This window comes from Streptomyces sp. NBC_00252, assembly GCF_036187565.1.
In the GTDB taxonomy this organism is placed as follows: Bacteria; Actinomycetota; Actinomycetes; order Streptomycetales; family Streptomycetaceae; genus Streptomyces.
On the sequence record NZ_CP108087.1, the window covers coordinates 2,825,261 to 2,851,634 of the forward strand.

Below are 26,374 nucleotides of genomic sequence, written 5' to 3' on the forward strand. Positions count from 1 at the left end.
CCCCAAGGGCGCGGACGGTCGTCATCGGACCCTGCTCCGCAGGGTCGTGAGCAGATACGCGCAGAGCAGTGCGGTCAGCGACAACGTCAGTGCCCCGCCCACGGGTTGGGCGATCACACGCGCCGCCGCGGACAGGTAACGCTCGCCTCCGAAGGGCCACTGCAGCAGGAACACCTTCCGCATCCGCAGCGGGAAACCTTCCGCGGTCCGAACGGCCGGTCCCTCCAACGCCTTGTGTACGAGAGGTACGACGAGGATCGGTACGGCGACCACCGCGGCGAGCCCGGCCGTGGTGGACCGGAAGATGCCGGCGGCCAGTACACCGGCCCAGGCGCAGCCGACGACCAGGCCGATCCAACTCGCGCTCATCGAAAGCCAGTCGGCGGGAACTTGCGCGAGCTCCCGTCCGTAGACGAGATAGAGCGCTTCGGCGTCGCAGCCCACCGTCAGGAATGCCAGCACCAGCGCGGTGGCCGCGGAGACGAGGAGCTTCGCGACGAGCAGTCCCATCCGGCGGGGCACAGTGCCGCGATCCGCCGCCAGGGCAGGGTGACGGAACTCGTCACCGAAGGCGAGCGCCCCGAGCAGCCCCGCCCCGAGCGCCGCGGGCGGCAGGGGCAACTCCCGCGGCCACGCGGCCAGCAGACGCTGCTGCGGGGTATGTCCGACGCGCGCCAGGAACAGCGCGGTGAGCACGGACACGACGAGCACGGCGGCCCCGGTCAGAAACCCGGTGCCGATGCCAGCGGCGCGGCGCAGCTCGTAGCGGAGCGGGCGCAGCGGGCTGGGGGCGGAGCGGACGGAGATGGGGGGCGGGAGCGGGGACAGGGCGTCGAGGGTGACGGCTTGGGCGGGGCGGGTGGCACGCGCGCGGGGATGGGTATTGGCGGACTCCTCGGGGTCGATGAGGGCGACCAGCCGGGAGTTTGCGGTGGAAGGGCTCGCGGAGTTTGCGTGGGCCTCGTGCGACGGGTGGGGCTCCTGTGGCAGGTGGGATTCAGCTGCAGGTTGCGCTTCTTCGACGACGGGTGGCTCGGCGACGGGCGTCGTGGTGGTGAGCGGCGCGGCGGTGTGAGGCTGCTGTGGGGCGTCGGCGTGAAGTTGTGAGCCCTCGGCAGACCGCATGTCGGTGGACGGCGCATCTGCGGGCCCCGCGGGCAGCTCACCAAGGGGTGTGTCTGCGCGGGGGGTTGGCATCTCGGCGTGCGGCGCATCGGTTGGGCGTGTCAGCGGCTCGGAAGGCGGTACGTCCGCGCGCGGCGTCAGCGACTCGGTAAGCGGCGCATCCGTGCGGGGCGTTGGCGGCTGAGCAAGGGACGCGTCCGTGCGGGGTGTCGGCGACTCGGCAAGGGCGGTGTCCAAGCGAGGCGTTGACGGCTCGGCAAGCGGGGTGTCGGTGCGGGCCGTGCGCGGCTCGCCAAGGGGTGCCTTGGCGCGTGCCGTTGGGATCTCGGTCGCCGACGGGGTGCCCGGGACTCGCGGCTCCTCGACGGACTCGGGCCCCTCTCGGCGGAGTGCGCCCGCGCCCGGCCCCATGTCCCCGATCTCGTCCGCGAGTTGGTGTACGAGGATGTCGTGCCGGAACGCCGTCTCGCCGACGTCGGCGCACGTACTGCCGTACACGGAAAGGCGGTTGCCGCCCTCCCGGACGACTTCGACGGAGCGGTGTGCGGTGCGGGCCTCCTTGGTGAGGAGGGCGGCGAGGCGGGCGGCGTGCGGGCTGCGGACGGCGACGCGGGGTCGCAGCCGGGTGCGGGCGAACTCTCCGGCGTCCTGGTCGGCGACGAGTCTGCCCTGCTCCAGGGTGACGACCCGGTCGGCGCAGCGGGCGGCCTCCTTGGGCTCGGCGGTGGTGAACAGGACCGTGCCGCCCTGGGCCGCGTGCGCGCGCAGCATGCCGTACAGCCAACGGCTTTCGCGGGCGGAGAGTTCGTCCGCGGGTTCGTCCAGCACGAGTGTGTGCGGGTCGGACAGCAGGGCGCAGGCGAGACCGAGGCGGCGGTCCATGCCGCGCGCGAGGCTGCCGAGGCGTTCGTCGCGCAGGCTGACGAGGCCGACCACTTCGAGGACTTCGTCGGCACGCCGGGCCGGAACGCCCGCCGCCGCGCACAGCATCCGGAGATGGCCGCGCACCGACCGGGCCGGATGACCCGGCACATCGCCCAGCAGGACGCCGACCTCGCGCGACGGGTGGGCGATGCGGTGCAGGGGGCGGCCCCTGAAGTAGGTGATTCCACGTCCCTGTTGGAGTTCGAGCATGAGCCTGAGCGCGGCCGTCTTGCCCGCGCCCGGTGCCCCGAGGAGTGCGGTGACATGGCCCGCACGTGCCTCGAAGGAGACGTCGTCGACGGCGGGCGGGTGCTCCTTGCGGGCGTTGCTGGTCAGTCCGAAGGCCTGGATCACCCACAGCAAGATAGCGCGCTATGTCCGTTTTTCCGGGCACCGAACGGCCCGCTGCGCAACGGTTGATCGCCGCGGGCGACGCGCTACGACCTCACACCTCGGGGCGCAGCATCGGCGGGTTGAGCAACGTGGCCCCGCCGGCCCGGAACAACTGCGCCGGGCGCCCGCCCTGACGGGTCGTCGTACCGCCCGTCGGGACGAGGAAGCCGGGCGTGCCGGTCACCTTGCGGTGGAAGTTGCGCGGGTCGAGCGCCACACCCCACACCGCCTCGTAGACGCGGCGCAGCTCACCGACGGTGAACTCGGTGGGGCAGAACGCCGTGGCCAGGGACGAGTACTCGATCTTCGAACGGGCGCGCTCCACCCCGTCGGACAGGATCTGCGTGTGGTCGAAGGCGAGCGGGGCCACGGGATCGCCGTCGCGGCCGAACCCCCCTTGCTGCAGCAGCTCCTCGACGGGCGCCCACCGCGCGTTGCTGGCGTCCCCGCCGGCGCGGGGTGCGGGCAGGTCGGGAGCGAGCGCGAGGTGGGCGACGCTGACGACGCGCATCCGCGGGTCGCGCTTGGGGTCGCCGTAGGTCGCGAGCTGCTCCAGGTGCGCTCCGTTGTCCTGGGCGGGCGCGCCGGGGTCGTGGGCGCGCAGTCCCGTCTCCTCGGCGAGTTCGCGTGCCGCGGCCTGCGCCAGGTCCTCGTCGGCCCGCACGAAACCGCCTGGTAGCGCCCAGCGCCCCTGGAACGGCGGCTCGCCCCTGCGTACCGCCAGCCCGCACAGAGCATGGCGGCGCACGGTCAGCACGACCAGGTCCACGGTGACGGCGAAGGGCGGATACGCTGACGGGTCGTAGGACATGCGGCGATCATAGTCGTCTGCCTGACGATAAACACTCCCTTCGCAGGTACCGCCAAGACTGATCCACTGCGGCGCGAAGGGCGGTTCCCTCCTCCGCTTCCGGCCGTCGGCCGACACCGCCTTCCCCGAGGTCACGCTCCCAATTGCAGGCCATCGGCCGCCTCCTCGACCATGGCGACGCCGAGCCGGCCGACCCGTACGGAGAAGGGGGCACCCGCGATTCGCAGCCCGGTCAGGCCGATCTCACCCAGGGGCGCGCTGCGTACCGGGCGGAGAGTGACCGTGCGGGCGGGGGCGTCGGGGCGGATGCCGGCGAGGGTGGTCAGGAGCAGCACTCCGGCGGCCGCAGCCGTGGCTGCCGGGCGGCAAGCCGCCGGGTGGGGAAGCGGAGCGCTCCCGTCCGTACGCTGCTCCCCCGCGTACATCTCGGGGAGGCGGTGTCCGAACGCCTCGGCCGCGGCGAGGACGCCCCGCAGCAGCGAGGTCGCTTCCTTCTCGTACGCGGCCACGGCCAGGCCGGCTACGGCGATCGCCGTCTCCGCCACCCGCACGGCTCCTCCCCGGTGGCTGAACGGGCTGTACCCGGGCTCCTTCATGCCGAGGCCGCGCAGTCCCCAGCCCGAGTCCATGGCCGGGGCGCCGAGCAGCCGGGCGAGTTGTTCGGCCCGCACCTTGTCGAGCAGGCCCGGCGCGTACTCGCCGCCGCCCAAGAGTCCGGTGTCGAGGAGGTGGGCCGTCGTCGCGCCGAGGTGCGGTACGAGGCGTCCGTCCGGAGCCCGGGCCGCTGCCGGGCGGCCGCCACCCACGTCCCCGATCCAGAACTCCGCGCGGAAGGCGGTGCGCAACTCCTGCGCCCACTCGCGGAGTTCTGTACCGCCGGGTCTGCCGTACGCGTCGAGCAGGTCGGCGCCGAGCAGCGCCGCCCGGTGGGCGTGGGCCTGCGTCTCGCAGCGGACCGGTCCGCCCGGGTGCGGGTCGTGCAGGTAGGTGCCGTCACCCACGGTGGTCCGCAGCCAGGTCAGACAGCGCTCGGCGGTCGGCAGCAACTCCTGTGCCTCCTGCTCCGGTAGCCCCCAGCGGCGGGCCTCCGCGAGCAGCACCGGGAAGAGCAGGGTCGCCTCCGTCCCGGTGCAGCTCGGTGGCAGATGGGCGCCGGCGTCACGACGCGGTCCGGGGATCATGCCCAACTGCGCTCCTGAACGGTGGAGTTGGGTACGGGCGAGTGTCCGCAGCGTGCCTGCGGCCAGACGCGTTCCGAGGGGCAGCGTCATCCGCGCCGCCGTGAGCGACTCCGCCGGGGCCAAACCGCAGCGCCAGGGTGCCCCTGCCGCGAGATGGGTGTCGGAGGGGTGCGCGGGGTCGCGTAGCAGCAGTGCCTGTAGGTCCTCGACACTGGTCCGCAGGAGCGCGTGGACTCGAGAGTCGTCACCGGTCGCCCGTGCGGTCGCGAGGGGGCTGGTCGCCCCGTGGCCCACGGCCCGGACCGGTCCCGCGCCGTCCGGCCGTACCCGGAGTTCCACGGTCGCCGTGCCGCCCGGTGGCAGTTCGAACTCCCAGCGCAGGAGTCCCGCGGAGGCCAGCGCGTCGGTGGGCGGTGGATCGGCCGTGACCGCCGAACTGCCGGTGGCGCCGGACCAGCGCAGGCCGGAGTCATGGACGCTGGCGGGCAGTTCGGGTCCTGTGTTGCCTGCGGCGATCGCTCCCAGGTCGGCCATGTCGGTGCCGAGTGCCACCTCCACCGGCAGGCGCAACGGGCGCCGGGAGACACTGCGCAGCGTGATGTGCTCCGTGCCATCCGCGTGCCGGGTCCGCTCGACGAGGAGGTCCGGGTCCGGGCCGCAGTCCGGGGACACCCGCAGGGTCCCGACGAAACGGGCGCGGTCGGCCGCCGTCATCCGCGCCTGCACCGCGAGCGGCTCCCGTCCGGCCACCCGCAGCTGACACCGGGACAGCACGCGCCGACCCGCGCGGTAGAACCCCTCCAGCCCTCGACCGTTCAGTTGCCCCTGCTCGGTGGAGACGGCGAGGCCCGGGAGCGCCACGCAGATCAACGTGGTGTGGGTGGGCGGCAGTTCGAGAGAGCGGCGGGGCATCGGGCGGGACGGGTGTGGCAGGGAGCTCTGGGGTGGGGAGAGGGTTGTGGGCTGGTGCGGTGGCGAGGGTGGACGTCGGCCTCGGCCGGGTGTCCAGCCTTCGGGCGGCCGGTGGGAGGGTTGCGGTGGATCGCCGGGATCGGCGGTGCCCGTGTGCGGCGGCGATGAGCCGGTGCCTCGGCTCGGGCGTGGCACGGGGAGATCGAAGTCGGAGCGGTCGTCGTCGGCCGAGGGCGGAGTCGGCTGGTGCATGGGCGGCTTCTTCTGCGCTCTGTGCGCCTCAGACGTGTTCGGCGCCGGATGGACGGTTCCGCGAGGGACGGTTCCGAGAGGACAGGGACTGTCCGGCGACACCGCCCGTTCAGGCGTTCCGCCACTCAGGTGAACGGGCCCGGGCTCCTCCTGGTCACGCCTCCGGCCCGCGAAGCCGACCGAATGGCGGCGCGGTGGAAGGGCGCGGCAGCCTGCCTCGGTCCGCCGGTCCCGGTGGCCGCCGACTCGGCGCACGGTCGATCGCCGAAACCAGGCACCGAACACACCGAGCCGCCCGCTGGAGCGACGGTGCCGCCCTTCACTCCCCCGAGCTTTGATCACCCCTCCCCCTCAACGCCGTTGACCTCCGGCCGCGACCCCTCCGAGCGGGTGTCGTAGCGTCGCGAGCCGCCCTTCGCGGAGGTGCGCGAACGTGTGTTGCCGGGGCGTGCGGTGCCCTGCGCAGGTGTGCGGGGACGGGATCCGTCCGTCCCGCCGGATCGACGGCTGTCCGCGCCCGAGGAACGGGGACGGCCGGGGACACCGTCGAGGTCGGGGGTACGCGTGCGGTGCCGACGGCGGGTGGGTGAAGCCGTGCGTGAGGTTGCCGGGGCTTCGGCGGGAGTGCCCGCGCCCTGCCCTTCGGAACCGTCAGCGGCCTCCGCGCCGGCGACCACCTCTCCAGCTCGCGTCGCCCCTCCGGCGCCCGAGACCTCTTCAGTTCCCGTCCCCTCTGCGCGCTCCACCCGTTCCGCGCGCAGGCATCGGCGAATGGACTCCGGGTCCAGGCCCTCGTTGCAGGCCTGGTGAAGGAGGCGGGCGAAGAGGTAGTCGGGGTCCGCGCCCAGTGCCATGGCCAGGGCCTCCCTGGCCTCCAGGTCGTCGCCGGTCGACCAGGCGACCCAGCCGGCGAGGGTGAGAGGAGCCGCGGCGTGTTCGCCGTACGGTCCGACGCAGCGGCGGGCCAGTGCGCGCCAGAGGCGCAGGGCCGGTAGCGCGTCGTCGCCCTCCATCCATTCGGCGGCGCGGTCGCGGGTCGTGCGGTCCTGGAGGCCGAGGATCAGGTGGGCGGCTTCGTCGTGGGTGAGCAGGTCGTCGTCGCGGAAGTCCGAGTGCAGCACACCGGTCACGCGCGGTGCCAGGGCGAACCGCTTCATGATCCGCCGGGCGAGGTCCAGGGTGTCCTCCGCGACGTCCGCCTGGCTGGCGTCGTCGAGAATCCTCGGGACCAGGGTCATACCGGCGGCGTCCAGGGCGACTTCCTGCTGCAGCGCGGCAGCCGTCTCCCACGGCAGCAGCCTCGCCCGCAACTCGCGCAGTGTGCCGCGCACTTGGAGTCCCGCGTAGGTCGCCGCGGCGGCCAGTACGGACGTGCCGGGCAGGCCCATCGGGGAGCCGTCGACCGGGCAACATCCCTGGCCCGAGCAGCAGTAGGACCAGAAGCGGCCGTCCGAGATGCAGAGCGCCTCGATCACCGTCACGTCCAGCCGACCGCACTCGGTGCGCAGCTTCTGGACGAGCGGGCGCAGGCGCTCCATGACCTGGCGCCCGGATTCTCCCGGCGCCGGTTCTTGGCAGACGTAGGCGATCATCTGCTCGGGGCGGGTTCCTCGGCGTTCGCTGCCGGTCACCAGGCCGTGGGCCAACTGCCTGGCCACGGAGGCCCAGTCGTCCGCACCGGCGGGGATGCCGAGCCGGGCCCTCCCGCCGAACCGGCCCCGGCCGGCCCGGTCGTGGAGGGCGACGAGGACGATGCTGTCCTCGGGGCGGTACCCGAGCAGATAGGGCAGGGCGTCGGCGAGTTCGGCGGGGCTGCGCAGGGTGAGCTGGTGCTCGGGGTTGGTGTGTCGGTCGTACGCGGTGGGGTCGATGTCGCCGTTTTCGGAGGATCCGGCCGTTTCGCTGTGATTCGTCATGCGATGACGATCTCGCGGATTGCAAAGTCCCGCTTGAGCCTGTGGATAAGTCCGGTCAGGGACACGCCACATGGGCTTCGGCACGGCCAAGTCGGGCCATGTGACCGGGAGATCCGGACTGCCTCGATGATCGTGCGGTCGCCCTGCGAGGAGGCGGCGACCGAGGCGCTTCAGCCCCGGTCGCCGCCGAAGGCCCGACCCGCCTCAATCACCGCGCCCGCAGGCCGACATCACTCCAACGCAGCCCCGCCGCGCCAAGGCTCTCGAAAAGAAACCTCAGCTCGCCGCAGCGAGTACCAGCGGGAGTACCTGTTCGGCGCCCGCCTGACGGAGCAGACGGGCAGCGACCGCGAGGGTCCAGCCGGAGTCGGTGTAGTCGTCCACGAGCAGGACGGGGCCGGGAGAGGCGGCCAGGGCGGCGGCCAGTTCCCCCGAGACGGCGAAGGCGTCGGACAGTGCCCTGAGGCGTTGGGCGGAGTTGCTGCGGCGTGCCGCGTGCGTGCCGTCAGGGCCCGTGTACGTCAGGGTGCCCAGGAGGGGGAGACGGCCGATGGTCGCGATGCCCTGGGCGAGGGAACCGACCAGTTGTGGGCGGCCCAGGGACGGGACGGCCACGACGCCCACGGGCCGGGGCGAGGCGTCCGTGACGTTCGGCGCCCAACCGCCGGGAGAGCGCGCCCAGTCGGCGAGGACCGCCACCGCGGCCTTCAGGACGTCGTCGGGGACCGGGCCGTCAGGCGCGTTCTCCGCGAGCAGCGGGCGCAGACGGTTGCCCCAGCCGATGTCCGAGAGCCGCCCCAGGGCACGCCCTGTGGAGCCCTGGTCCTTGGCCGGGATGCGGCCCTTGAGGTCGACGCCCAGCGCGGCCATGCCGGTCGGCCACATGCGGCGCGGCTCGACCTCCACACCCGGGCGGTCCAGTTCCTTCGTCGCCCCTGTCAACGTCTCGGAGGAGACCGAGGAGTCGATCCAGGCACCCGCGCAGTTGTCGCACCGGCCGCAGGGCACCGCGCCTTCGTCGTCCAGCTGCCGGCGCAGGAACTCCATCCGGCACTGGGACGTGCTCACGTAGTCGCGCATGGCCTGTTGCTCGGCCGCTCGCTGCTTGGCCACCCAGGTGTACCGCTCGGCGTCGTACACCCACTCCGTGCCCGTGGCCGCCCAGCCGCCCTTCACGCGCTTGACCGCGCCGTCGACGTCCAGGACCTTCAGCATGGTCTCCAGGCGGCTGCGCCGCAGGTCGACCGCCGTCTCCAGGGCGGGCACGGACAGCGGGCGTCCCGCGTCGGCCAGGGCCGCGAGGGTCTGCCGGACCTGCGTCTCGGGCGGGAAGGCCGTATCGGCGAAGTAGCGCCAGATCGCCTCGTCCTCGCGGCCTGGCAGGAGCAGCACGTCGGCGTGGGCGACACCGCGACCCGCACGGCCCACCTGCTGGTAGTAGGCGATCGGCGAGGACGGCGAGCCGAGGTGGACCACGAAGCCCAGGTCCGGCTTGTCGTAGCCCATGCCGAGCGCTGAGGTGGCGACGAGGGCCTTGACGCGGTTCTCCTGGAGGTCGATCTCGGCCTGCAGCCGGTCGGCGTTCTCCGTCTTCCCGGTGTACGAGGCGACCTTGAAGCCGCGTTGGCGCAGGAAGGCGGTGGCTTCCTCGGCGGCGGCCACGGTGAGGGTGTAGATGATCCCGGAGCCGGTCAGTTCGTCCAGGTGCTCGGCGAGCCAGGCCAAACGGTGCGCGGCGTCCGGCAGTTGGACCACTCCCAGCCGCAGGCTCTCCCGCTCCAGCGGACCGCGCAGCACCAGGGCCTCTCCCGCCCCTGTGCCCAACTGCTCGGCCACATCGGCCGTCACGCGCGCGTTGGCGGTCGCGGTGGTGGCCAGGACCGGTACGCCGGCGGGCAGTTCGGCCAGCATCGCCCGCAGCCTGCGGTAGTCGGGGCGGAAGTCGTGTCCCCAGTCGGAGATGCAGTGCGCCTCGTCGACCACCAGGAGGCCGGTCGTGGCCGCGAGCTTGGGCAGCACCTGGTCGCGGAAGTCGACGGAATTGAGCCGTTCCGGGCTCACCAGGAGCACGTCGGTCTCGCCCCGTTCGACCTCTCCGTAGATGGTGTCCCACTCCTCGGGGTTGGCCGAGTTGATGGTGTGCGCGCGGATTCCGGCCCGCGCCGCCGACTCGACCTGGTTGCGCATCAGCGCGAGCAGCGGCGAGATGATCACCGTAGGGCCGGCGCCGCGTCGGCGGAGCAGGGCGGTGGCGACGAAGTACACCGCCGACTTGCCCCAGCCGGTGCGCTGCACCACCAGCGCGCGCCGGCGCTCCTCCACCAGGGCCGCCACCGCCTGCCACTGGTCCTCGCGCAGCCGCGCCGTGCCGCTCGGATCACCGACCAGCTCGGCGAGGATGGCGTCGGCTTCGGCACGCAGCTCCTGGTTGCTCATCCCCCCATGCAACCCCACGCCACTGACATCGGCCCAATCCCCCGCCGTGACAAACCCCGCGGGTCCCTTCCCGCACCCCTTCCCACCGGCGCTCTCTGGACCTCCCGCACCTCGATGGCGTACGAAAGTGTCGTGCCTGAACGCCCCAGGCGTCCCCGGGTGCCGCATTGGGTAGGGATATAAGCCACACACCGTCAGATAAGGGTCTGTGGCCCCATTTGCTCGTTGCCGCATCCAACTTCGCCAGGAAGAATTGGAGTCCGCTCCCCGCACGCTTCGTCCGTGATCCGGTAGGGCTCCGTTGCGGTGTGCGCTCCCCCGAATCCGACCCCGCCCGTAGTGTGGGCGCGTAGCCGAAGGGAGGACCGTGACCTTCGGATTCGCTCCGTCCTCCGCGGCATCCATGTCGACGTCTGCCGACCTGTCCGCCGCTTCCGCCAACCCCCTGGCCCGTCTGCTCGAGCCCTCCGAATGGGCCGCCGCCGGAATCCCGTTGCTGCGCAATCCCCGCGAGGTCGTCAGCGGGCTGCACTCCCGGCACCGCCCGAGACCGGCGACCGCGGTCGTGGCCGTCCTCGACCCGGACGAGCGGCTGCTCGCGAGCGCCTCGTTCGTACGGCGGTCCGCCCCGGCCGACGGCTGGATGTTCCGCAACGCGCTGCTCGCGCAGCTGCGCCGCGTCATCCCGCACGACCTGCGCCGCCGGACCCCGGTGCGTACGGCCGTGCTGCTCTACTGCCGTGAGGGCGACGCGCGTTGGACGGAGGAGGACGGTGCGTGGATGTGGGGGCTGCGGGACGCCTGCACGCTGCACGGGCTGCGCTGCGGGGCCTACATCACGCTGACCCGTGACGGCTGGCAGGTGCTGGGCGAGGGTCGTGGTGGCCGACGGCCCAGCGCGGACTCCGCGCCGGAACCTTTCGCCATGTCCGAAGTACCGCCCCTGCTGCCCCGCACCGGCGGCGCCGCGTCGGAGGTCCTGCGCCGCGCCGCGGCCCGCTGAAACCCCGGTCCGGGCCTCGCGCCCGGACCGTACGGCGGTACGACTCAAGTGCTGAGCCGGCCCCCTATGGGGGCTCACTTACGTTCTCGTCCCGACGTGCCCCTATAGAGGGCACGTTTCGCCGAATTCCGCGCACGCCGAAGGCCTCACCGTGCACAGACCGCCGCGACGGCGTTCACCTGACCGCCGTCGCCGTGCTGAAGCCTCCCGGAGTTCCCGGAAGGCTCAGACGCCCGCGCCCAGCACCGAGTTGATCTCCTGCGGGTCACCGCAGACGATCAGCAGGGCGCCGGCCCGGCCGAGGGCCAGGGGCAGGGTGGTGGTGGCAACGGCGGCGGGGCCCCCGTTGACGGCGACCACGACGACCGGACGGGAAGCCGCCCGGCCCGCGACGGCGGCGTCCGCGTAGAAGACGTCGTCGCGCGCGTCGTGCTGCGCCCAGTAGGAGGCTTCACCGAAGGACAGTTCGTGGGCGGCCCACGGGTGCGGCTGGCCGGTGGTGATCACCAGCACGTCACCGGGGGCACGACCCGACTCCAGGAGCAGGTCCACGGCTTCCTCGGCAGCGTCCAGCGCGCCCTCGGCCGAGGCCGGGATGAGCTGGATCTGCGGGGTAGCCACAGCCGTGTCGGAGGAGGCGGGAACAGCCGGACCCGAGGGTCCGGGCTTGGCCACGGCCACGTCGCGCGGCGTACGTTGCGCCGGCGCCGTCGGCCGCAGGGGGCCGGGACGACCGGGACGTGACGGAGCCGCGGGGCGGGGACCGGGAACAGGGCGGGGGGTCGGCGCGACACGGCTGCTGGCCGGAGTGGCGCTGGGACCCTGGGCACTCTCGTGAATCTGAGGCTCCTCGGGAATGAGAGGCATGAGCTGATTTTTATCAAACGCTGGTGCGGTTTGCGGCAGCGGGTGGCACATGAGTGCGAGCGGAACGGTCAGAAGTCGAAGCCGAGCTGGCCCTCGATCTCCGGAACGTTTCCCTCCGCCCAACTGCGGGCCTTCTTGAGGTGCCGCCACTGGGGCAGCGCATCAAGATACGCCCACGACAACCGGTGGTACGGGGTGGGGCCCCGCTCCTCCAGTGCGGCCTTGTGCACGGGAGAGGGATACCCGGCGTTGGCCGCGAAAGCGAAGTCTGCATGGTCGATGCCCAGTTCGGCCATCATTTTGTCGCGCTGAACCTTGGCGATGACGGAAGCGGCCGCGACCGCCACACACGACTGGTCGCCCTTGATCACCGTACGAACCCGCCATGGGGCCCCCAGGTAATCGTGCTTACCGTCGAGGATGACCGCGTCGGGGCGAACGGGCAAGGCCTCCAGGGCACGCACCGCGGCGAGCCGCAGCGCAGCCGTCATCCCGAGGTCGTCGATCTCCTCCGGGGAGGCGTGTCCGAGGGCGTACGCCGTGACCCACTTGCGGAGTTGCTCGGCGAGTTCGGTGCGTCGTCTGACCGCGATGAGCTTGGAGTCGGTGAGGCCTTCAGGGGGTCGGCGCAGTCCGGTGACCGCCGCGCAGACGGTGACGGGGCCGGCCCACGCGCCGCGCCCCACTTCGTCGACGCCGGCAATGATCTTGGCCCCGGTCGTGGCGCGGAGTGAGCGCTCGACGGTGTGAGTGGGTGCTTCGTACGGCATGGCGGGATCAGCCTACGCCGCCCGGAACCCCTCGCGACACCCAGCCTTCCGCGAGCCTCTCCCGGGCCGCTCCCTTCCTGCTTCACGCACCGCCTGGCCGGAGCAGCGGAAGCATCAACTGGTCGATCATTTCCTCGAGGTCGCGGTCCGGCCATTCGCTGCCGCACATCTTCGAGCGGTACATCATCATCGCCGGGATGGCGTCCAGGACGTAGCTGTTGGAGGCGTCGGCGCGGACCTCGCCCCGCTCGATTCCGCGGTTGATCACTTCGCCGAGCAGTCGGATCGTGGGCTCCACGACCCCTTCGAAGATCACGCCATGGAAGCGCTCCGCCTGTGCGGTGTCGCATTCGTGAATCACGGAGCGCAGGGCGTACCCGGGGCGCGAATACATCGCGTCGCGCGCCTGCACGCACAACGCCAGCAGGTCCTCGCGCACGGTGCCGAGGTCGGGCGCCTCGCTCAGCCCCGGTAGCCCCGCCTGCAGCGCGTCCGCGACGAGGTCCTCCTTGGACGACCAGCGCCGGTAGACCGCCGCCTTGCCGGTCTGGGCACCCGCGGCGACACCCTCCATCGTGAGGGCGTTCCATCCGACCGTGCCGAGTTGGTCCAACGCGGCGTCCAGGATCGCGCGTTCGAGCACGGCGCCGCGGCGGCGGAGGGAGGCCGTCGGAACGGCGGCGGCCGTCCCGCCCGAGGTAACCATCTGAGTGTCTCCAGCGAGCAGGGGTGAACGGGATGTTCGAGGAACGAGAACAGGACATGCGGCGCCGGCCAGGGTTCCGGGCCGCACGAAGACGGCTTAAGTGAACGCTTGCGTTCACTGTCCGGGACTCACTACCGTTGTCGCGACAGTGAACGCTGGCGTTCACTAACGGACTTGTGGGGGACCCATCGTGACAACCTCTCAGTCGATCGAAACCCCGAAACCGGGGGCGGCCCGTCGGGAGGGATATCCCGGTATCGCGCTCACAGTCATCGCGGCCTGCCAACTCATGGTGGTACTCGACGGCACGATTGTGAACATCGCCCTCCCGCACATTCAAGTGGCACTCGGTTTCAGCACCACCGACCTCACCTGGGTCGTGAGTGCCTACACGCTCACCTTCGGCGGTCTGCTGCTGCTCGGCGGCCGGGCCGGCGACATCCTCGGCCGACGCCGGGTCTTCATGACCGGCATCCTGCTCTTCACCTTCGCCTCGCTGCTCGGCGGACTCGCCCAGGAACCCTGGCAGTTGCTCGCCGCCCGCGTCCTGCAGGGCGCCGGAGGTGCGATCGCGTCGCCGACCTCGCTGGCCCTCATCACCACCACGTTCCCCGAAGGCCCGGAGCGGAACAAGGCGTTCGGGGTCTTCGCCGCTGTCTCGGCGGGCGGCGGCGCGCTCGGTCTGCTCGCGGGCGGCATGCTCACGGAGTGGCTCAACTGGCGCTGGGTGCTCTTCGTCAACGTCCCGATCGGCGTGCTGATCGCCGTGCTCGCGCCGATCTACATCAGCGAGTCCGAACGGATCACCGGCCGGTTCGACATCGCGGGCGCGCTGACCTCGACTGCGGGCATGGCGACCCTCGTCTTCGGCTTCATCCACGCGGCGGACAAGGGGTGGAGCAACGGCGTGACCATCGGGTCCTTCGCCGCGGCCATCGTCCTGCTGCTGGCCTTCGGGCTCATCGAGTCCCGGGCCAAGGAGCCGATCACCCCGCTCAAGATGTTCGCCGACCGCAATCGGTCGGGCACGTACGTGATCATGCTGACCCTGACCGCCGCGATGTTCGGCATGTTCTTCTACATCGTGCTCTTCGTGCAGAACGTGCTGGAGTACAGCCCGATCCAGGCAGGTCTCGCCTTCCTCCCGCTGACGGTGGCGATCGGGGCCGGCGCGGGTCTGTCCCAGCGGTTCCTGCCGGTGCTCGGACCGCGCCCGCTCATGCTGATCGGCTCGACGCTCACGGTGATCGGGCTGATCTGGGAGAGCTTCATCAGGCCGGACAGCTCGTACGTCGGCGGAGTGCTCGGCCCGATGCTGGTGTTCGCCTTCGGCATGGGCCTGAACTTCGTGACCCTGACAGTGACCGCCGTCTCCGGTGTCCCCCCGCACGAGGCGGGCGCGGCCTCCGCCCTGCTCAACACCACGCAGCAGGTGGGTGGTTCGCTCGGTCTGTCCATCCTGACCACGGTGTTCGGATCGGCCAGCCGGGACGAACTGAAGAAGCAGCTGCCGAAGTTCATGACCGACGGCTCGGCGCAGCAGAAGGCGGAGTTCGCCAAGACGCATCGACTGCCCGCACCTTGGGGCAACGAAGTGCTCGCACACGGCATCTCGACGGCCTTCGTCCCGGCCGCCGCGATGGCAGCGCTCGCCCTGGTCACCGCCTGGTTCGTGATCCGGGTGCGCAAGAGCGACCTCGAAGCCCTCGCGGGCACGGCAGGCGCGGGGGCAGCGGCGGGCTGACCGGCCGGACCCCGTCGAGGTCCGGCCGACCGGCACCAGCGAAAACCACCTCATGACCACCCCCGTACCTGTCGTGCGGTGCCTGCGCGGACTCGTGTCTCGCACAGCGACTGCCACGACAACGGCCGGACGGTCACGGAGAGTTCCCGAAAAACACAGAGAGTTTCGACCGGATGCGGGCGGCGCTACCCGGGTCGGGAGTTCAGAACGTCAGATTGACGCCAGAGCCCAGCCCGGCAGCGCCTCCGTCCGCTCCAGCCACCCCGCGGGCGGCGCCCCGGCCTTCCCGCCGGCGATCACACCGCCCACGATGGCGCAGGTGGTGTCCACGTCTCCGCCGACCTGGGCGGTGTCCCAGAACGCCCGCTCATAGTCGCTGAGGCCGCGCGCGGCCGACCAGAGCGCGAAGGGCACCGTGTCGTGAGCTGATGTACGGCGTCCGCAGCCCAGGACGGCCGCGACGGTGCCCGGATCGGCGTAGTCGAGCATGTCCCGGGCGCGGCGCAGGCCCGCGCCGACGGCGCTCTTCGGGACGAGTGCGATGACGCCGTCGAGGAGTGCCTCGGCGCTGGGCGGGCCGCCAGGGGCTGCGGCCAGTGCGGCGGCCGCGGCGACGGCCATGGCGCCGACCACGGCCTCGCGGTGCTGGTGCGTGGGGTAGGCCGAGATCTCGGCCTGGTGGGTGGCCTGCTCGGGGTCGTCGGCGTACCAGGCGCCCAGGGGTGCGATCCGCATCGCCGCGCCGTTGCCCCATGACCCCCGTCCGTCGAAGAGGGCGGCGGACAGTTCACGCCAGTCACCGCCCTCGCGGACGAGGCGCAACAGTCGGTTGACCGCCGGGCCGTAGCCGCGGTCGAAGTCGTGGTGCTCGGCGAAGGAGTGCGCCAGGGCGTCCTGGTCGATACGGCGGTGGGCGGCCAGGACGGCGACCACGGAGCAGGCCATTTCCGTGTCGTCGGTCCACTGCCAGAGATCCGGGGGCAGTTCGCGGCGCTTGAGCAGCGGGTAGTTGGCGGGGACGAAGAACTGGGAGCCGAGCGCGTCGCCCACGGCGAGTCCACGCAGGCTGGCAAGGGCGCGATCCAGGCGCCCGGCAGAAGAGTCGGAAGAGGAGTCAGAGGTCATCGGTGGGCCACCCTATCCGGTGATCCCGTACGGCTCCGGGTCCCGCCAGCTGTCGAAAGGCCGGTCCAGCGCGTACCGGCCGTCCTCTCCGAGAACGAGCATCCGCATCTCGGCGTTCCCCGGATTCGACAGCGACTCGAACTCCGCGACCGTCCAGTGGAACCAGCGCATGCAGAACAGCCGCATCGCCAGGCCGTGCGTCACGAGGAGCACGTTCGGCGGGTGGTCGGGGGCCTCGAAGCTGCGGTAGAGGCTCTCCAGGAAGCCGCCCACCCGGTCGTAGACGTCGGCTCCGGACTCGCCCTGGGCGAAGCGGTAGAAGAAGTGCCCGTAGGCGTCCCGGTAGGCCTTCTGGAGGCGTACGTCGTCCCGGTCCTGCCAGTTCCCCCAGTCCTGCTCACGCAGCCGGGGTTCCTCGCGTACGCGGACGAGGTCGGGATCGAGGTGGAAGGCGCGGAAGGTCTCGTGCGTGCGGCGGTACGGGGAGACGTACACGCTGATGCGCTCGCGGCCGAACACCTCCCGCAGCCGTTTGCCGGTCTCCTCCGCCTGGAGCCAGCCCTGGTCGGTCAGCGCCAGGGAATGGTCGGGTTCACGCTCGTACACAGTGTCATCAACATTGCCCGTTGACTCGCCGTGCCGGACAAGGACGATGCGCCGTGGTCGTGCCATGCCAAAACCCTAGATCGAGTGACGGCATATCGAGCACTCGTACGGGCTCCATACGGCGTAGGTCACACGAATTGGGCCCGATGGACCACATAGGGGCGCACGATTCACACAGAGGGACGCCGGTGACGCCGGTTCACAGAGTGGGACACCTATGGCGTCAGTTTGGATTTCAAACCGTCCATGACGGTTCCAGTTGCACGATGTCCCCGGTGAGGGAATCGATGTCCGCCTCGATCTGGGCCCGCAGGGCGAGCCGCTCGACCCGCTCGGTGCGGTATTTGCCGTGCTCTGCGGCCGACTGCCACATGGACAGCACCATGAACTCGTGTCCCGGGGCCTCGCCGAACAGCCCGCGGAGCATGCCGGGGGAACCGGCCATCGCCGGGTTCCAGACCTTCTCCTGCATCAGCGTGAAGTGCTCCGCGCGCTCCTCGTGGACACGGCACAGGGCGACCCGCACCAGGTCGGCGTCGGTGAAGCGCGGCTCGAAGCCGGTCTTCACGTCGAAGCGGTGGTCGAACAGCTTGACCTGCGCGTCCTTGAAGGTGCCCACCTGGGCCGACGCCAGCCGGTCGTGGGATCGGGCCATGAAGGAGTCGTAGAAGGCACGGCTTTCCCAGAACGCGAAGGTGTGCGCCACTCCTGGCCGCGCTCTGCTCCAGCCTCCCCCCTGTCCCCGAAATCCCGGCTCCCCCAGAAGCCCCGCCCACTTTCGCTGCCCGCGCTCGAAGCCGCGGCGGTCCACCACGGTGCAGCGAATCCACTTGACCAGCACCGCGCCATCGTAAGGCCACGGAGCGTGGCGCCGGTCACGCTCCGGCTGAGATCGTCGGCGCATACGCCCCCGCGCGCGTGGCACGATGGACAACGCACGTTGATCGCCCGGTAGTTGGGGCGCGCGTTCGAGGCGAACGGGGAAGGGGAACTGTGGTGAACGGCCTCAGCAAGGGGATCCGCAAGGCCGAAGTCGGGCTCCAGTGGGATCCGAGTCCCACCGGGCAGCCGCCCGTCGATCTGGACATCGTCGCCACCACGTATGTGGCGGGCGATCTGTACGGTGCTCCCGCGTACGCGGTGCACTTCGACAGCCGCTCCCCCGATGGCACCATCTATCTCAACCGGGACAGCAAGGACGGCAAGGGCTTCGGCTGGGACGAGGTCATGACACTGGAGCTAGACCGACTCTCCGAGCGGTACGCGCGCGTGGTGGTCGGTGTCGTCATCCAACAGCGGGTCGCCCACCGCACGTTCGTCAATGTGCTCAACCCGAAGCTGCGCATCCGCGAGGGGTACACCGTCCTCACCGAGGACGACTTCGGTGACGTCCTCGGTGCTACGGCGGCGACGGTCGGGGAGTTCGTCCGCGACGACTCCGGGAGCTGGGACTTCCATCCCGGCATCCGGGGCTTCGAGGACGACCCCGCGACCTTCACCAGGACGATGGGCCGGGCGCAGCAGCCCTGAGCCCGTCGCGGACGGCTCGTCAGCCGGCGGTCCAGCCCGGGACCGTCGGCAGCACCTCCTCGGCGATGCGGAACAGCGCCTGGTCGTCGGGCGGCACGTCGTCCTGACGCCAGATGGATATCTCGAAGGAGTCGCCGTCGTCCTTGGCGCTCGTGGAGACCAGGAGGCTGCGGGCGATGCCCCCGGGGCCCGTACTGGCCTTGCCTCCCCCGAGGTTGAAGCTGATGGCGATCGTCCGGTCCGAGTAGAGGACGGCCGGGTGCCCCAGGACCATCTTCACCTCTGAGGTCGAGTCCACGTACCGGGCCGCCGCGGCGACGGGAATGTCGTCGTAGGACGCCGAAAGCCGCACGGAGTACGTCTTCAGGTCGACGTCGGCCTCAGGACTGGCGATCTTGGTGCCGCCCGCCAGTGTCATCCAGCCAGCGCTGCCCCCCGCGGTCTCCGCGTGCTCTTCCGGGGTCCCCAGGAGCACCGGAAGGTCCGAGCGGTTCAGTGCAGTGCAGAGTTGCGTCGGCGAGACGTACTTCGCCGGCAGGGTCTTGTCCGTGCTCGCCGAGCAGGTCGCCGGTTTGCTGTCTGCCTGTGATGTCTTCGGCAGGACTCCCCCGAGTCCCCACATGCCGCCCACGACACCCCCGACCACGACCACCGCCGCGACCGCCTGGGCCCCCGCCCTCATACCTTTTTCGGGCTCGACTGAATTGTCGACCATGCCCCCACCCTCCCCTGTGCGCACGCTATGCGCGTCGAGGGAGATTAACTGCTGATCGTTCCGCTGGGAAACCGGATTCGCCCGGGGGCCGGACATGCTGAGGGCGGTGAAGCCCGGATACCGGCTTCACCGCCCTGACCAGCTAGTTCACTTCAAGCGGGTGCTCTTGATCAGCTGCAGCCGCTGGTCGAGCCACACCCCTCGCAGATGTAGCAGGAACCGGCCCGCTGCATCTTCGTGCCGCAGGAGAAGCAGAGCGGGGCGTCGGCCTGGATGCCCAGCTGCATCTCCACCAGTTCGGCGCTGGTGTGCGCCTGCTGCGGGGCGGGCTTGACCGCCTCGGCGACGGCCTTCGGCGCGGCCACGGCCTTCAACTCCTGGGCGCGCGGCGCCGACTGGGCGAGGCCCTCGACGTCGACCTCGTCCTCGGTCGGCTCGTACGAACCGGTCTCCAGGTGACGCTGACGCTCCTCGGCGGAGTGGATGCCGAGTGCGGAGCGCGTCTCGAAGGGCAGGAAGTCGAGCGCCAGGCGACGGAAGATGTAGTCGACGATCGACTGCGCCATCCGCACGTCCGGGTCGTCCGTCATGCCGGCCGGCTCGAAGCGCATGTTCGTGAACTTCGAGACGTATGTCTCCAGGGGGACGCCGTACTGCAGGCCCACGGAGACGGCGATCGAGAAGGCGTCCATCATGCCCGCGAGGGTGGAACCCTGCTTCGACATCTTCAGGAAGACCTCGCCGAGACCGTCGTCCGGGTAGGAGTTGGCGGTCATGTAGCCCTCGGCGCCGCCGACCGTGAAGGAGGTCGTGATGCCCGGGCGGCCCTTGGGGAGACGCTTGCGGACGGGGCGGTACTCGACGACCTTCTCGACCGCGGTACGGATGGTGTCCTCGGCCTTGGCGGTGACCTCGGCCTTCTCCTTCTCCTTGGTCTTCGCGGAGAGGGGCTGGCCGACCTTGCAGTTGTCGCGGTAGATCGCGAGCGCCTTGACGCCCAGCTTCCACGCCTCGAAGTAGACCTCTTCGACGTCCTCGACGGTCGCCGTCTCCGGCAGGTTGACCGTCTTGGAGAGCGCGCCGGAGATCCAGGGCTGGATCGCGGCCATCATGCGGACGTGGCCCATCGCGGAGATGGAGCGCTCGCCCATGGCGCAGTCGAAGACCTCGTAGTGCTCCTGCTTGAGGCCCGGGGCGTCGATCACATTGCCGTTGTCGGCGATGTGGGCGACGATCGCCTCGATCTGCTCCTCCTGGTAGCCCATGCGACGCAGGGCCTGCGGGACGGTGCCGTTGACGATCTGCATCGAGCCGCCGCCGACCAGCTTCTTGAACTTGACCAGGGCGAGGTCGGGCTCAAGTCCGGTGGTGTCACAGGACATCGCGAGACCGATGGTGCCGGTCGGGGCGATGACGGACGCCTGCGAGTTACGGAAACCGTTCTTCTCGCCGAGGCGCAGCGTGTCCTGCCAGGCCTCCGTGGCGGCGGCCCAGATCGGGGTGTCCAGGTCGTCCGCGCGCGGGGCCACGGCGTTGGCGTCGGAGTGCTGCTTCATGACGCGCAGGTGCGGCTGCTCGTTGCGGGCGTAGCCGTCGTACGGGCCGACGACCGCGGCGAGTTCGGCGGAGCGCTTGTACGACGTGCCGGTCATCAGGGAGGTGATGGCACCGGCGAGGGCACGGCCGCCGTCGGAGTCGTACGCGTGGCCCGTCGCCATCAGCAGGGCGCCGAGGTTGGCGTAGCCGATGCCGAGCTGGCGGAACGCGCGCGTGTTCTCGCCGATCTTCTGCGTCGGGAAGTCCGCGAAGCAGATGGAGATGTCCATCGCCGTGATGACGAGCTCGACGACCTTGGCGAAGCGCTCGACCTCGAAGGACTGGTTGCCCTTGCCGTCGTCCTTGAGGAACTTCATCAGGTTCAGCGAGGCAAGGTTGCAGGACGTGTTGTCCAGGTGCATGTACTCGCTGCACGGGTTCGAGCCGTTGATACGGCCGGACTCCGGGCACGTGTGCCACTGGTTGATGGTGTCGTCGTACTGGATGCCCGGGTCGGCGCAGGCCCAGGCGGCCTCGGCCATCTTGCGGAAGAGCTGCTTGGCGTCGACCTCCTCGATGACCTCACCGGTCATGCGGGACGTCAGGCCGAACTTGTCGCCGTTCTCCACGGCCTTCATGAACGTGTCGTTCACGCGGACCGAGTTGTTGGCGTTCTGGTACTGCACCGACGTGATGTCGTCGCCGCCCAGGTCCATGTCGAAGCCCGCGTCACGGAGGGCGCGGATCTTCTCTTCTTCCTTGACCTTGGTCTGGATGAAGTCCTCGATGTCGGGGTGGTCGACGTCCAGGATGACCATCTTGGCCGCGCGGCGGGTGGCGCCACCGGACTTGATGGTGCCCGCGGAGGCGTCGGCGCCGCGCATGAAGGAGACCGGACCCGAGGCGTTGCCACCGGAGGAGAGCAGCTCCTTGGAGGAGCGGATGCGCGAGAGGTTCAGGCCGGCGCCGGAACCGCCCTTGAAGATCATGCCCTCTTCCTTGTACCAGTCGAGGATCGACTCCATGGAGTCGTCGACGGCCAGGATGAAGCAGGCCGAGACCTGCTGGGGCTGCGGGGTCCCGACGTTGAACCAGACGGGGCTGTTGAAGCTGAAGACCTGGTGCAGGAGGGCGTACGCCAGCTCGTGCTCGAAGATCTCGGCGTCGGCGGGCGAGGCGAAGTACTTGTAGTCCTCACCGGCCTTCCGATACGTCTTCACGATGCGGTCGATGAGCTGCTTGAGGCTCACCTCGCGCTGCGGGGTGCCCACGGCACCGCGGAAGTACTTGCTGGTGACGATGTTGACCGCGTTCACCGCCCATTCGGCGGGGAACTCGACGCCACGCTGCTCGAAATTGACCGAGCCGTCGCGCCAGTTGGTCATGACGACGTCACGGCGCTCCCACTCCACCTCGTCGTACGGATGCACGCCGGGGGTGGTGTGAATACGCTCGATGCGCAGTCCCTTGGTGGCCTTGGTGCCCTTCGCGCGGGAACCTCGTGCCGGACCGCTCGCCGTCTCTGTCATGCCGCCTCCCTCTACAGGCCAAAACGCCTGAAAATGCCACGATGTTCCCGTGGCAGAGTGTTTGTCTGGTGTCCCGGCAGCCCACACGCTCATGGCTCCGCGACAAGTCCTGGTACGCCGCCGCCCGACCGGACCCGGGGTCTCCGCCCGGTTCCGGCCCGTCGGTCAGTCGGCGGAGTGGGCGGGCACGGGAACCTGAACAGTCCCCCCGCTCCCGCCGTCGTCTTCCTGGCTCCCCGATACCGCGTCTTCGTCGTCCGCGGCGGGGCCTGGCGTCGCTTCCCGCAGCTCCACGATCGCGGCCTCGAAGTCCTCAAGGGAGTTGAACGCCCTGTAGACGGAGGCGAATCGCAGATAGGCGACGAGGTCGAGCTCCTGCAACGGGCCGAGTATGGCCAGCCCGACATCATGGGTGGTCAGTTCGGCGCTTCCGGTGGCCCGCACCGCCTCTTCGACCCGCTGGCCGAGCTGGGCGAGTGCGTCCTCGGTGACAGGCCGTCCCTGGCATGCCTTGCGCACACCGTTGATGACCTTGGTACGACTGAAAGGCTCGGTGACTCCGGACCGCTTGACCACCATGAGCGAGCACGTCTCCACAGTCGTGAAACGACGGGAGCAGTCAGGGCACTGGCGGCGCCGGCGGATCGACGTGCCGTCGTCGGTCGTTCGACTGTCGACCACACGGCTGTCGGGGTGCCTGCAGAAGGGGCAGTGCATGGTCTCCAACCCTCCCTCACAGCAGACTCAATAGCCTCGTGAGACCCCTTGGGCCTCTCGAAGCAGCCCCCAGCATAGGCGATGGCCGGGACTCTGGAGACCCGGGGGACCACAACTTCTGGGCTGCTGTAGCAATCCAACCACTAGATGTGGTGATTGGCTCACACAAACACGCCGCACGCGCGTGTCGCACCCGTATTGGCATGTGCCATACGGCCATCCCGTCGCCCCGAACACGCGGGCGCACAGCCGTACCGCCAGGCCACATACGGAGATACCGTGAGCGCGGCACGGAGGAGGCGTGGGGCTCCCGCACAGAACGGGACCGACCCCCGACTGCCGCGACACCGGGTGGCAGACTGTGGCGACAACCCGCGAGGCCATCACCCCGGCGGCGAAGAGTACAACAATGACCTCTTTTGTCCACCAGGTGCCGCGTTAGCCATACACCCAGACGCATGATCGCGACAGGCTATCTGTACTTTTTCACTCGAACGTGTGTTTGGCGCAACCTTTCGAAAGCAACTACCGTTGTCCAGCAGGGAGACCATCGAGAGGGGCCGACGTGACCACCACCGCAGACAGTGCCACCATCACTGCCCAGGATCGCTCCCAGGGCCGACTCGAGCCGGTGCATGCAATGAACGAAGCCGCGAATCCCGAGGGACACAAGCGCTCCCTACCGGGCCGACCTCCCGGTATCCGGGCGGACAGCTCGGGGCTCACGGACCGGCAGCGCCGGGTGATCGAGGTCATCAGGGACTCGGTGCAGCGGCGGGGATACCCGCCGTCGATGCGCGAGATCGGCCAGGCCGTGGGCCTGTCCAGCACATCCTCGGTCGCACACCAGCTGATGGCACTGGAGCGCAAGGGCTTCCTGCGCCGCGACCCGCACCGCCCGCGCGCGTACGAGGTCCGCGGTTCGGACCAGTCCTCGTCGGTGCAGCCCACGGACACCGCGGGCAAGCCCGCCGCGTCGTACGTCCCTCTGGTGGGCCGGATCGCCGCCGGTGGCCCGATCCTCGCCGAGGAGTCGGTCGAGGACGTCTTCCCCCTCCCCCGCCAACTGGTCGGTGACGGTGAGCTGTTCGTCCTGAAGGTCGTCGGTGACTCGATGATCGAGGCCGCGATCTGCGACGGCGACTGGGTCACCGTGCGCCGCCAGCCGGTCGCCGAGAACGGCGACATCGTCGCCGCCATGCTCGAGGGCGAGGCCACCGTCAAGCGCTTCAAGCGCGAGGACGGCCACGTCTGGCTCCTCCCGCACAACTCGGCCTACGAGCCGATCCCCGGCGACGACGCGACGATCCTCGGCAAGGTGGTGGCAGTGCTGCGGCGCGTGTGACGGCCGCGGCGGGCGGGCACCAGCGACCTCGCCCCCAGACCGGACCCCGGGACCCCTGCGCCGGTTCCGGGGTCCTGTGCTGTCCGGCTCCGGACAGCCGTGGGCCGGCCCGGCGGCGCCGGACCAACCCCTTCCCGGATCACGCCGGTTCGGCTGCTTCCTTCGCCGGTTCGGCTTCCTTCTTTGCCGATTCGGCTTCTTCCTGCTTCGCCTTCGCGTCGATCGCGGCCAGCGACCTCCGTGCCTGGTTGCGGTCCGTGGTGTACCAGAAGTCGGGCAGCGACGCCTTGAGATAGCTGCCGTAGCGAGCCGTTGCCAGCCGCTGGTCGAGGACGGCGACCACGCCCCGGTCGCCCGACGCACGGACGAGACGGCCGGCTCCCTGGGCCATCAGGAGCGCCGCGTGTGTGGCGGCCACCGCCATGAAGCCGTTGCCTCCGGCGTCCTCGACTGCCTTCTGGCGGGCGCTCATCAGCGGGTCGTCCGGGCGCGGGAACGGGATCTTGTCCATGACGACCAGCTGACAGCTCGCCCCAGGGACATCGACGCCCTGCCAGAGCGACAGCGTGCCGAAGAGGCACGTCTTCGGGTCGGCCGCGAAGTTCTTGATCAGCTCGCCGAGCGTCTCCTCGCCCTGGAGCAGGATCGGGTACTCCGGGATGCGGGAGCGCAGTTCCTCGGCCGCGAGTTGGGCGCCCCGCATCGAGGAGAAGAGGCCCAGGGTGCGACCGCCGGCCGCCTGGATCAGCTCCGTCAGCTCGTCCAGCATGTCGGCCCGATCGCCGTCCCGCGCGGGGCGTGCGAGGTGCTTGGCGACGTACAGGATGCCCTGCTTCGGGTAGTCGAAGGGCGAGCCCACGTCGACACCCTTCCACTGCGGCAGATCCTCGCCTGCCGTTCCCTCGGGGGCGAGCCCAAGGGACGCCCCGACGCCGTTGAAGTCGCCGCCGAGCTTCAGGGTCGCGGAGGTCAGGGTCACCGAACGGTCCGTGAAGAGCTTCTCCCTCAGGAGGCCCGACACCGACATGGGGGCGACGCGCAGAGAAGCACCGAAACGGTCGTGGCGTTCGTACCAGACGACGTCCCACTCGGAGCCGTTGGTGATCCGCTCCGCCACGTCGTGCACGCTCTCCACGGAGGCCAGCGCCTGTTTGCGGACCGCGTCCTCGTCCTGCACGGACTTGTCACGGGTGGCGCCGATCGCGGAGATGACCGTACGGCAGGCGTCGCGCAGCGCCATGAGGGCGTAACCGAGGTCCTCCGGGATCTCCTCCAGGCGGCCCGGCAGGGCGAGCTCCATCAGCCGCTCGAAGCCCTCGGCGGCGGTCTGGAGCTGATCGGCGGCCTTCTCGTTGGCCAGCTTCGCGGCGCGGCGCACCGCGCGGTTGACCTGGCCGGGGGTGAGCTCGCCGGTGGCCACTCCGGTGACGCGCGAGACCAGTTCGTGCGCCTCGTCGACGATCAGCACCTCGTGCTGCGGGAGGACGGGGGCGCCTTCGATGGCGTCGATCGCGAGCAGCGCGTGGTTGGTGACGACGACCTCGGCGAGCTTGGCCCGCTCACGGGCCATCTCGGCGAAACACTCCGCTCCGTAGGCGCACTTCTGGGCGCCCAGGCATTCGCGGGAGGAGACCGACACCTGCGCCCACGCTCGGTCGGAGACTCCGGGTGTCAGGTCGTCCCGGTCGCCGGTCTCGGTCCCGTCCGTCCAGTCGCGCAGCCGTAGGAGGTCCTGGCCCAGCTTGCTGGTGGGGGCGGCCGCCTCGAACTGGTCGAAGAGGCCCTCCTCCTCGTCCTGGGGCATGCCCTCGTGGAGGCGGTGCAGGCACAGGTAGTTCGACCTGCCCTTGAGCATCGCGTACTGGGGACGGCGGCGCAGCAGGGGGTGTAGTGCGTCGACCGTGCGGGGCAGGTCGCGCTCCACCAGCTGGCGCTGGAGCGCGAGGGTGGCGGTCGCGACGACCACACGCTCCCCGTGCGCGAGCGCGGGCACGAGGTAGCCGAGCGACTTTCCGGTGCCGGTGCCTGCCTGGACTAGCAGATGGGAACCGTCGTCGATCGCCTCCGCGACGGCTTCGGCCATGGTCACCTGGCCGGGGCGCTCCGAACCGCCGACGGCAGTGACGGCAGCATGCAGGAGTTCGGGGAGTGAGGGCTTCGTCATAGCGCGACCACCCTACGGGGCGGGACTGACAACCGGGTGATCACGGCTGGGGGGCGGGGGTGGATGG

At 70.4% G+C, this 26,374-nt stretch carries 19 protein-coding genes; 4 read left to right on the top strand and 15 right to left on the bottom strand.

Going from position 1 to position 26,374, the window contains the following annotated elements; all coding sequences use genetic code 11:
• Positions 1-21 precede the first annotated feature (21 nt).
• The 5 genes from OHT77_RS12025 to OHT77_RS12045 all read right to left on the bottom strand — a co-directional run bounded on the left by OHT77_RS12025 (position 22) and on the right by OHT77_RS12045 (position 9,950).
• The gene (locus tag OHT77_RS12025) at positions 22-2,403 is read right to left on the bottom strand and encodes an ATP-binding cassette domain-containing protein (RefSeq protein ID WP_328828280.1); all 2,382 of its coding nucleotides are present in this window, start codon (positions 2,401-2,403) and stop codon (positions 22-24) included.
• Between the two features lie 91 nt (positions 2,404-2,494).
• Positions 2,495-3,253: an NUDIX hydrolase gene (locus OHT77_RS12030; protein ID WP_266773238.1), complete on the bottom strand. Its 759-nt coding sequence runs from the start codon at positions 3,251-3,253 to the stop codon at positions 2,495-2,497.
• A gap of 131 nt (positions 3,254-3,384) precedes the next feature.
• Positions 3,385-5,346, bottom strand: coding sequence for a glycogen debranching N-terminal domain-containing protein (locus OHT77_RS12035; protein ID WP_328828281.1), 1,962 nt, complete (start codon positions 5,344-5,346; stop codon positions 3,385-3,387).
• Positions 5,347-5,936: 590 nt separating this feature from the next.
• Positions 5,937-7,514 (bottom strand): DUF4192 domain-containing protein, encoded by a 1,578-nt coding sequence (locus OHT77_RS12040; protein ID WP_328828282.1) that lies wholly within the window; start codon positions 7,512-7,514, stop codon positions 5,937-5,939.
• Positions 7,515-7,790: 276 nt separating this feature from the next.
• A complete protein-coding gene (locus OHT77_RS12045; protein WP_328828283.1) occupies positions 7,791-9,950 on the bottom strand; it encodes a RecQ family ATP-dependent DNA helicase in 2,160 nt (719 codons plus the stop codon).
• Positions 9,951-10,317: 367 nt separating this feature from the next.
• Here OHT77_RS12045 and OHT77_RS12050 point away from each other — a divergent pair, with 367 nt between their 5' ends.
• Positions 10,318-10,953 (top strand): hypothetical protein, encoded by a 636-nt coding sequence (locus OHT77_RS12050; RefSeq protein ID WP_266773231.1) that lies wholly within the window; start codon positions 10,318-10,320, stop codon positions 10,951-10,953.
• A gap of 225 nt (positions 10,954-11,178) precedes the next feature.
• Here the strand turns inward: OHT77_RS12050 and OHT77_RS12055 are convergent, their stop codons facing one another.
• The 3 genes from OHT77_RS12055 to OHT77_RS12065 all read right to left on the bottom strand — a co-directional run bounded on the left by OHT77_RS12055 (position 11,179) and on the right by OHT77_RS12065 (position 13,296).
• On the bottom strand, positions 11,179-11,820 hold the full coding sequence (locus OHT77_RS12055; protein ID WP_328828285.1) for a hypothetical protein: 642 nt from the start codon (positions 11,818-11,820) through the stop codon (positions 11,179-11,181).
• Between the two features lie 68 nt (positions 11,821-11,888).
• On the bottom strand, positions 11,889-12,590 hold the full coding sequence (locus OHT77_RS12060) for a ribonuclease HII (RefSeq protein ID WP_266773228.1): 702 nt from the start codon (positions 12,588-12,590) through the stop codon (positions 11,889-11,891).
• A gap of 82 nt (positions 12,591-12,672) precedes the next feature.
• Positions 12,673-13,296: a TetR/AcrR family transcriptional regulator gene (locus OHT77_RS12065; protein WP_328828286.1), complete on the bottom strand. Its 624-nt coding sequence runs from the start codon at positions 13,294-13,296 to the stop codon at positions 12,673-12,675.
• 190 nt (positions 13,297-13,486) lie between these two features.
• Here OHT77_RS12065 and OHT77_RS12070 point away from each other — a divergent pair, with 190 nt between their 5' ends.
• Positions 13,487-15,040 carry an MFS transporter gene (locus OHT77_RS12070; RefSeq protein WP_328828288.1) on the top strand — a complete coding sequence of 518 codons (1,554 nt, stop codon included), beginning with the start codon at positions 13,487-13,489 and terminating at the stop codon, positions 15,038-15,040.
• Between the two features lie 210 nt (positions 15,041-15,250).
• Here the strand turns inward: OHT77_RS12070 and OHT77_RS12075 are convergent, their stop codons facing one another.
• The 3 genes from OHT77_RS12075 to OHT77_RS12085 form a co-directional block, all read right to left on the bottom strand.
• Positions 15,251-16,165: an ADP-ribosylglycohydrolase family protein gene (locus tag OHT77_RS12075; protein WP_328828289.1), complete on the bottom strand. Its 915-nt coding sequence runs from the start codon at positions 16,163-16,165 to the stop codon at positions 15,251-15,253.
• Between the two features lie 12 nt (positions 16,166-16,177).
• A complete protein-coding gene (locus OHT77_RS12080; RefSeq protein WP_266773222.1) occupies positions 16,178-16,837 on the bottom strand; it encodes a histidine phosphatase family protein in 660 nt (219 codons plus the stop codon).
• A gap of 169 nt (positions 16,838-17,006) precedes the next feature.
• Positions 17,007-17,612 (bottom strand): YdbC family protein, encoded by a 606-nt coding sequence (locus OHT77_RS12085; RefSeq protein WP_328828290.1) that lies wholly within the window; start codon positions 17,610-17,612, stop codon positions 17,007-17,009.
• Positions 17,613-17,767: 155 nt separating this feature from the next.
• On the opposite strand from OHT77_RS12085, the gene OHT77_RS12090 reads away from it, so the two are divergent.
• The gene (locus OHT77_RS12090; protein WP_328828292.1) at positions 17,768-18,301 is read left to right on the top strand and encodes a TerD family protein; all 534 of its coding nucleotides are present in this window, start codon (positions 17,768-17,770) and stop codon (positions 18,299-18,301) included.
• Positions 18,302-18,320: 19 nt separating this feature from the next.
• On the opposite strand, the gene OHT77_RS12095 is transcribed toward OHT77_RS12090, so the two are convergent.
• The 3 genes from OHT77_RS12095 to nrdR all read right to left on the bottom strand — a co-directional run bounded on the left by OHT77_RS12095 (position 18,321) and on the right by nrdR (position 22,798).
• Positions 18,321-19,016, bottom strand: a complete 696-nt coding sequence (locus OHT77_RS12095; RefSeq protein WP_328828293.1) for a DUF6215 domain-containing protein — start codon at positions 19,014-19,016, stop codon at positions 18,321-18,323.
• Positions 19,017-19,186: 170 nt separating this feature from the next.
• Positions 19,187-22,081 carry a vitamin B12-dependent ribonucleotide reductase gene (locus tag OHT77_RS12100; protein WP_328828294.1) on the bottom strand — a complete coding sequence of 965 codons (2,895 nt, stop codon included), beginning with the start codon at positions 22,079-22,081 and terminating at the stop codon, positions 19,187-19,189.
• A gap of 165 nt (positions 22,082-22,246) precedes the next feature.
• The gene (nrdR, locus tag OHT77_RS12105; RefSeq protein WP_266776797.1) at positions 22,247-22,798 is read right to left on the bottom strand and encodes a transcriptional regulator NrdR; all 552 of its coding nucleotides are present in this window, start codon (positions 22,796-22,798) and stop codon (positions 22,247-22,249) included.
• A gap of 565 nt (positions 22,799-23,363) precedes the next feature.
• On the opposite strand from nrdR, the gene lexA reads away from it, so the two are divergent.
• Positions 23,364-24,143 carry a transcriptional repressor LexA gene (gene lexA, locus OHT77_RS12110; protein WP_026151025.1) on the top strand — a complete coding sequence of 260 codons (780 nt, stop codon included), beginning with the start codon at positions 23,364-23,366 and terminating at the stop codon, positions 24,141-24,143.
• Between the two features lie 139 nt (positions 24,144-24,282).
• Here lexA and OHT77_RS12115 read toward each other — a convergent pair whose 3' ends face one another.
• Positions 24,283-26,307 carry an ATP-dependent DNA helicase gene (locus OHT77_RS12115; protein ID WP_328828296.1) on the bottom strand — a complete coding sequence of 675 codons (2,025 nt, stop codon included), beginning with the start codon at positions 26,305-26,307 and terminating at the stop codon, positions 24,283-24,285.
• Positions 26,308-26,374 lie beyond the last annotated feature (67 nt).

Excerpts from the sequence above, each read along its gene's own strand:
- nrdR (WP_266776797.1), bottom strand. The coding sequence starts at position 22,798 with ATGCACTGCCCCTTCTGCAGGCACCCCGACAGCCGTGTGGTCGACAGT.
- OHT77_RS12100 (WP_328828294.1), bottom strand. The coding sequence starts at position 22,081 with ATGACAGAGACGGCGAGCGGTCCGGCACGAGGTTCCCGCGCGAAGGGC.
- OHT77_RS12095 (WP_328828293.1), bottom strand. The coding sequence starts at position 19,016 with ATGGTCGACAATTCAGTCGAGCCCGAAAAAGGTATGAGGGCGGGGGCC.
- OHT77_RS12040 (WP_328828282.1), bottom strand. The coding sequence starts at position 7,514 with ATGACGAATCACAGCGAAACGGCCGGATCCTCCGAAAACGGCGACATC.
- OHT77_RS12030 (WP_266773238.1), bottom strand. The coding sequence starts at position 3,253 with ATGTCCTACGACCCGTCAGCGTATCCGCCCTTCGCCGTCACCGTGGAC.
- OHT77_RS12075 (WP_328828289.1), bottom strand. The coding sequence starts at position 16,165 with ATGACCTCTGACTCCTCTTCCGACTCTTCTGCCGGGCGCCTGGATCGC.
- OHT77_RS12115 (WP_328828296.1), bottom strand. The coding sequence starts at position 26,307 with ATGACGAAGCCCTCACTCCCCGAACTCCTGCATGCTGCCGTCACTGCC.
- OHT77_RS12065 (WP_328828286.1), bottom strand. The coding sequence starts at position 13,296 with ATGGTTACCTCGGGCGGGACGGCCGCCGCCGTTCCGACGGCCTCCCTC.
- OHT77_RS12060 (WP_266773228.1), bottom strand. The coding sequence starts at position 12,590 with ATGCCGTACGAAGCACCCACTCACACCGTCGAGCGCTCACTCCGCGCC.
- OHT77_RS12035 (WP_328828281.1), bottom strand. The coding sequence starts at position 5,346 with ATGCCCCGCCGCTCTCTCGAACTGCCGCCCACCCACACCACGTTGATC.
- OHT77_RS12045 (WP_328828283.1), bottom strand. The coding sequence starts at position 9,950 with ATGAGCAACCAGGAGCTGCGTGCCGAAGCCGACGCCATCCTCGCCGAG.
- OHT77_RS12080 (WP_266773222.1), bottom strand. The coding sequence starts at position 16,837 with ATGGCACGACCACGGCGCATCGTCCTTGTCCGGCACGGCGAGTCAACG.
- OHT77_RS12055 (WP_328828285.1), bottom strand. The coding sequence starts at position 11,820 with ATGCCTCTCATTCCCGAGGAGCCTCAGATTCACGAGAGTGCCCAGGGT.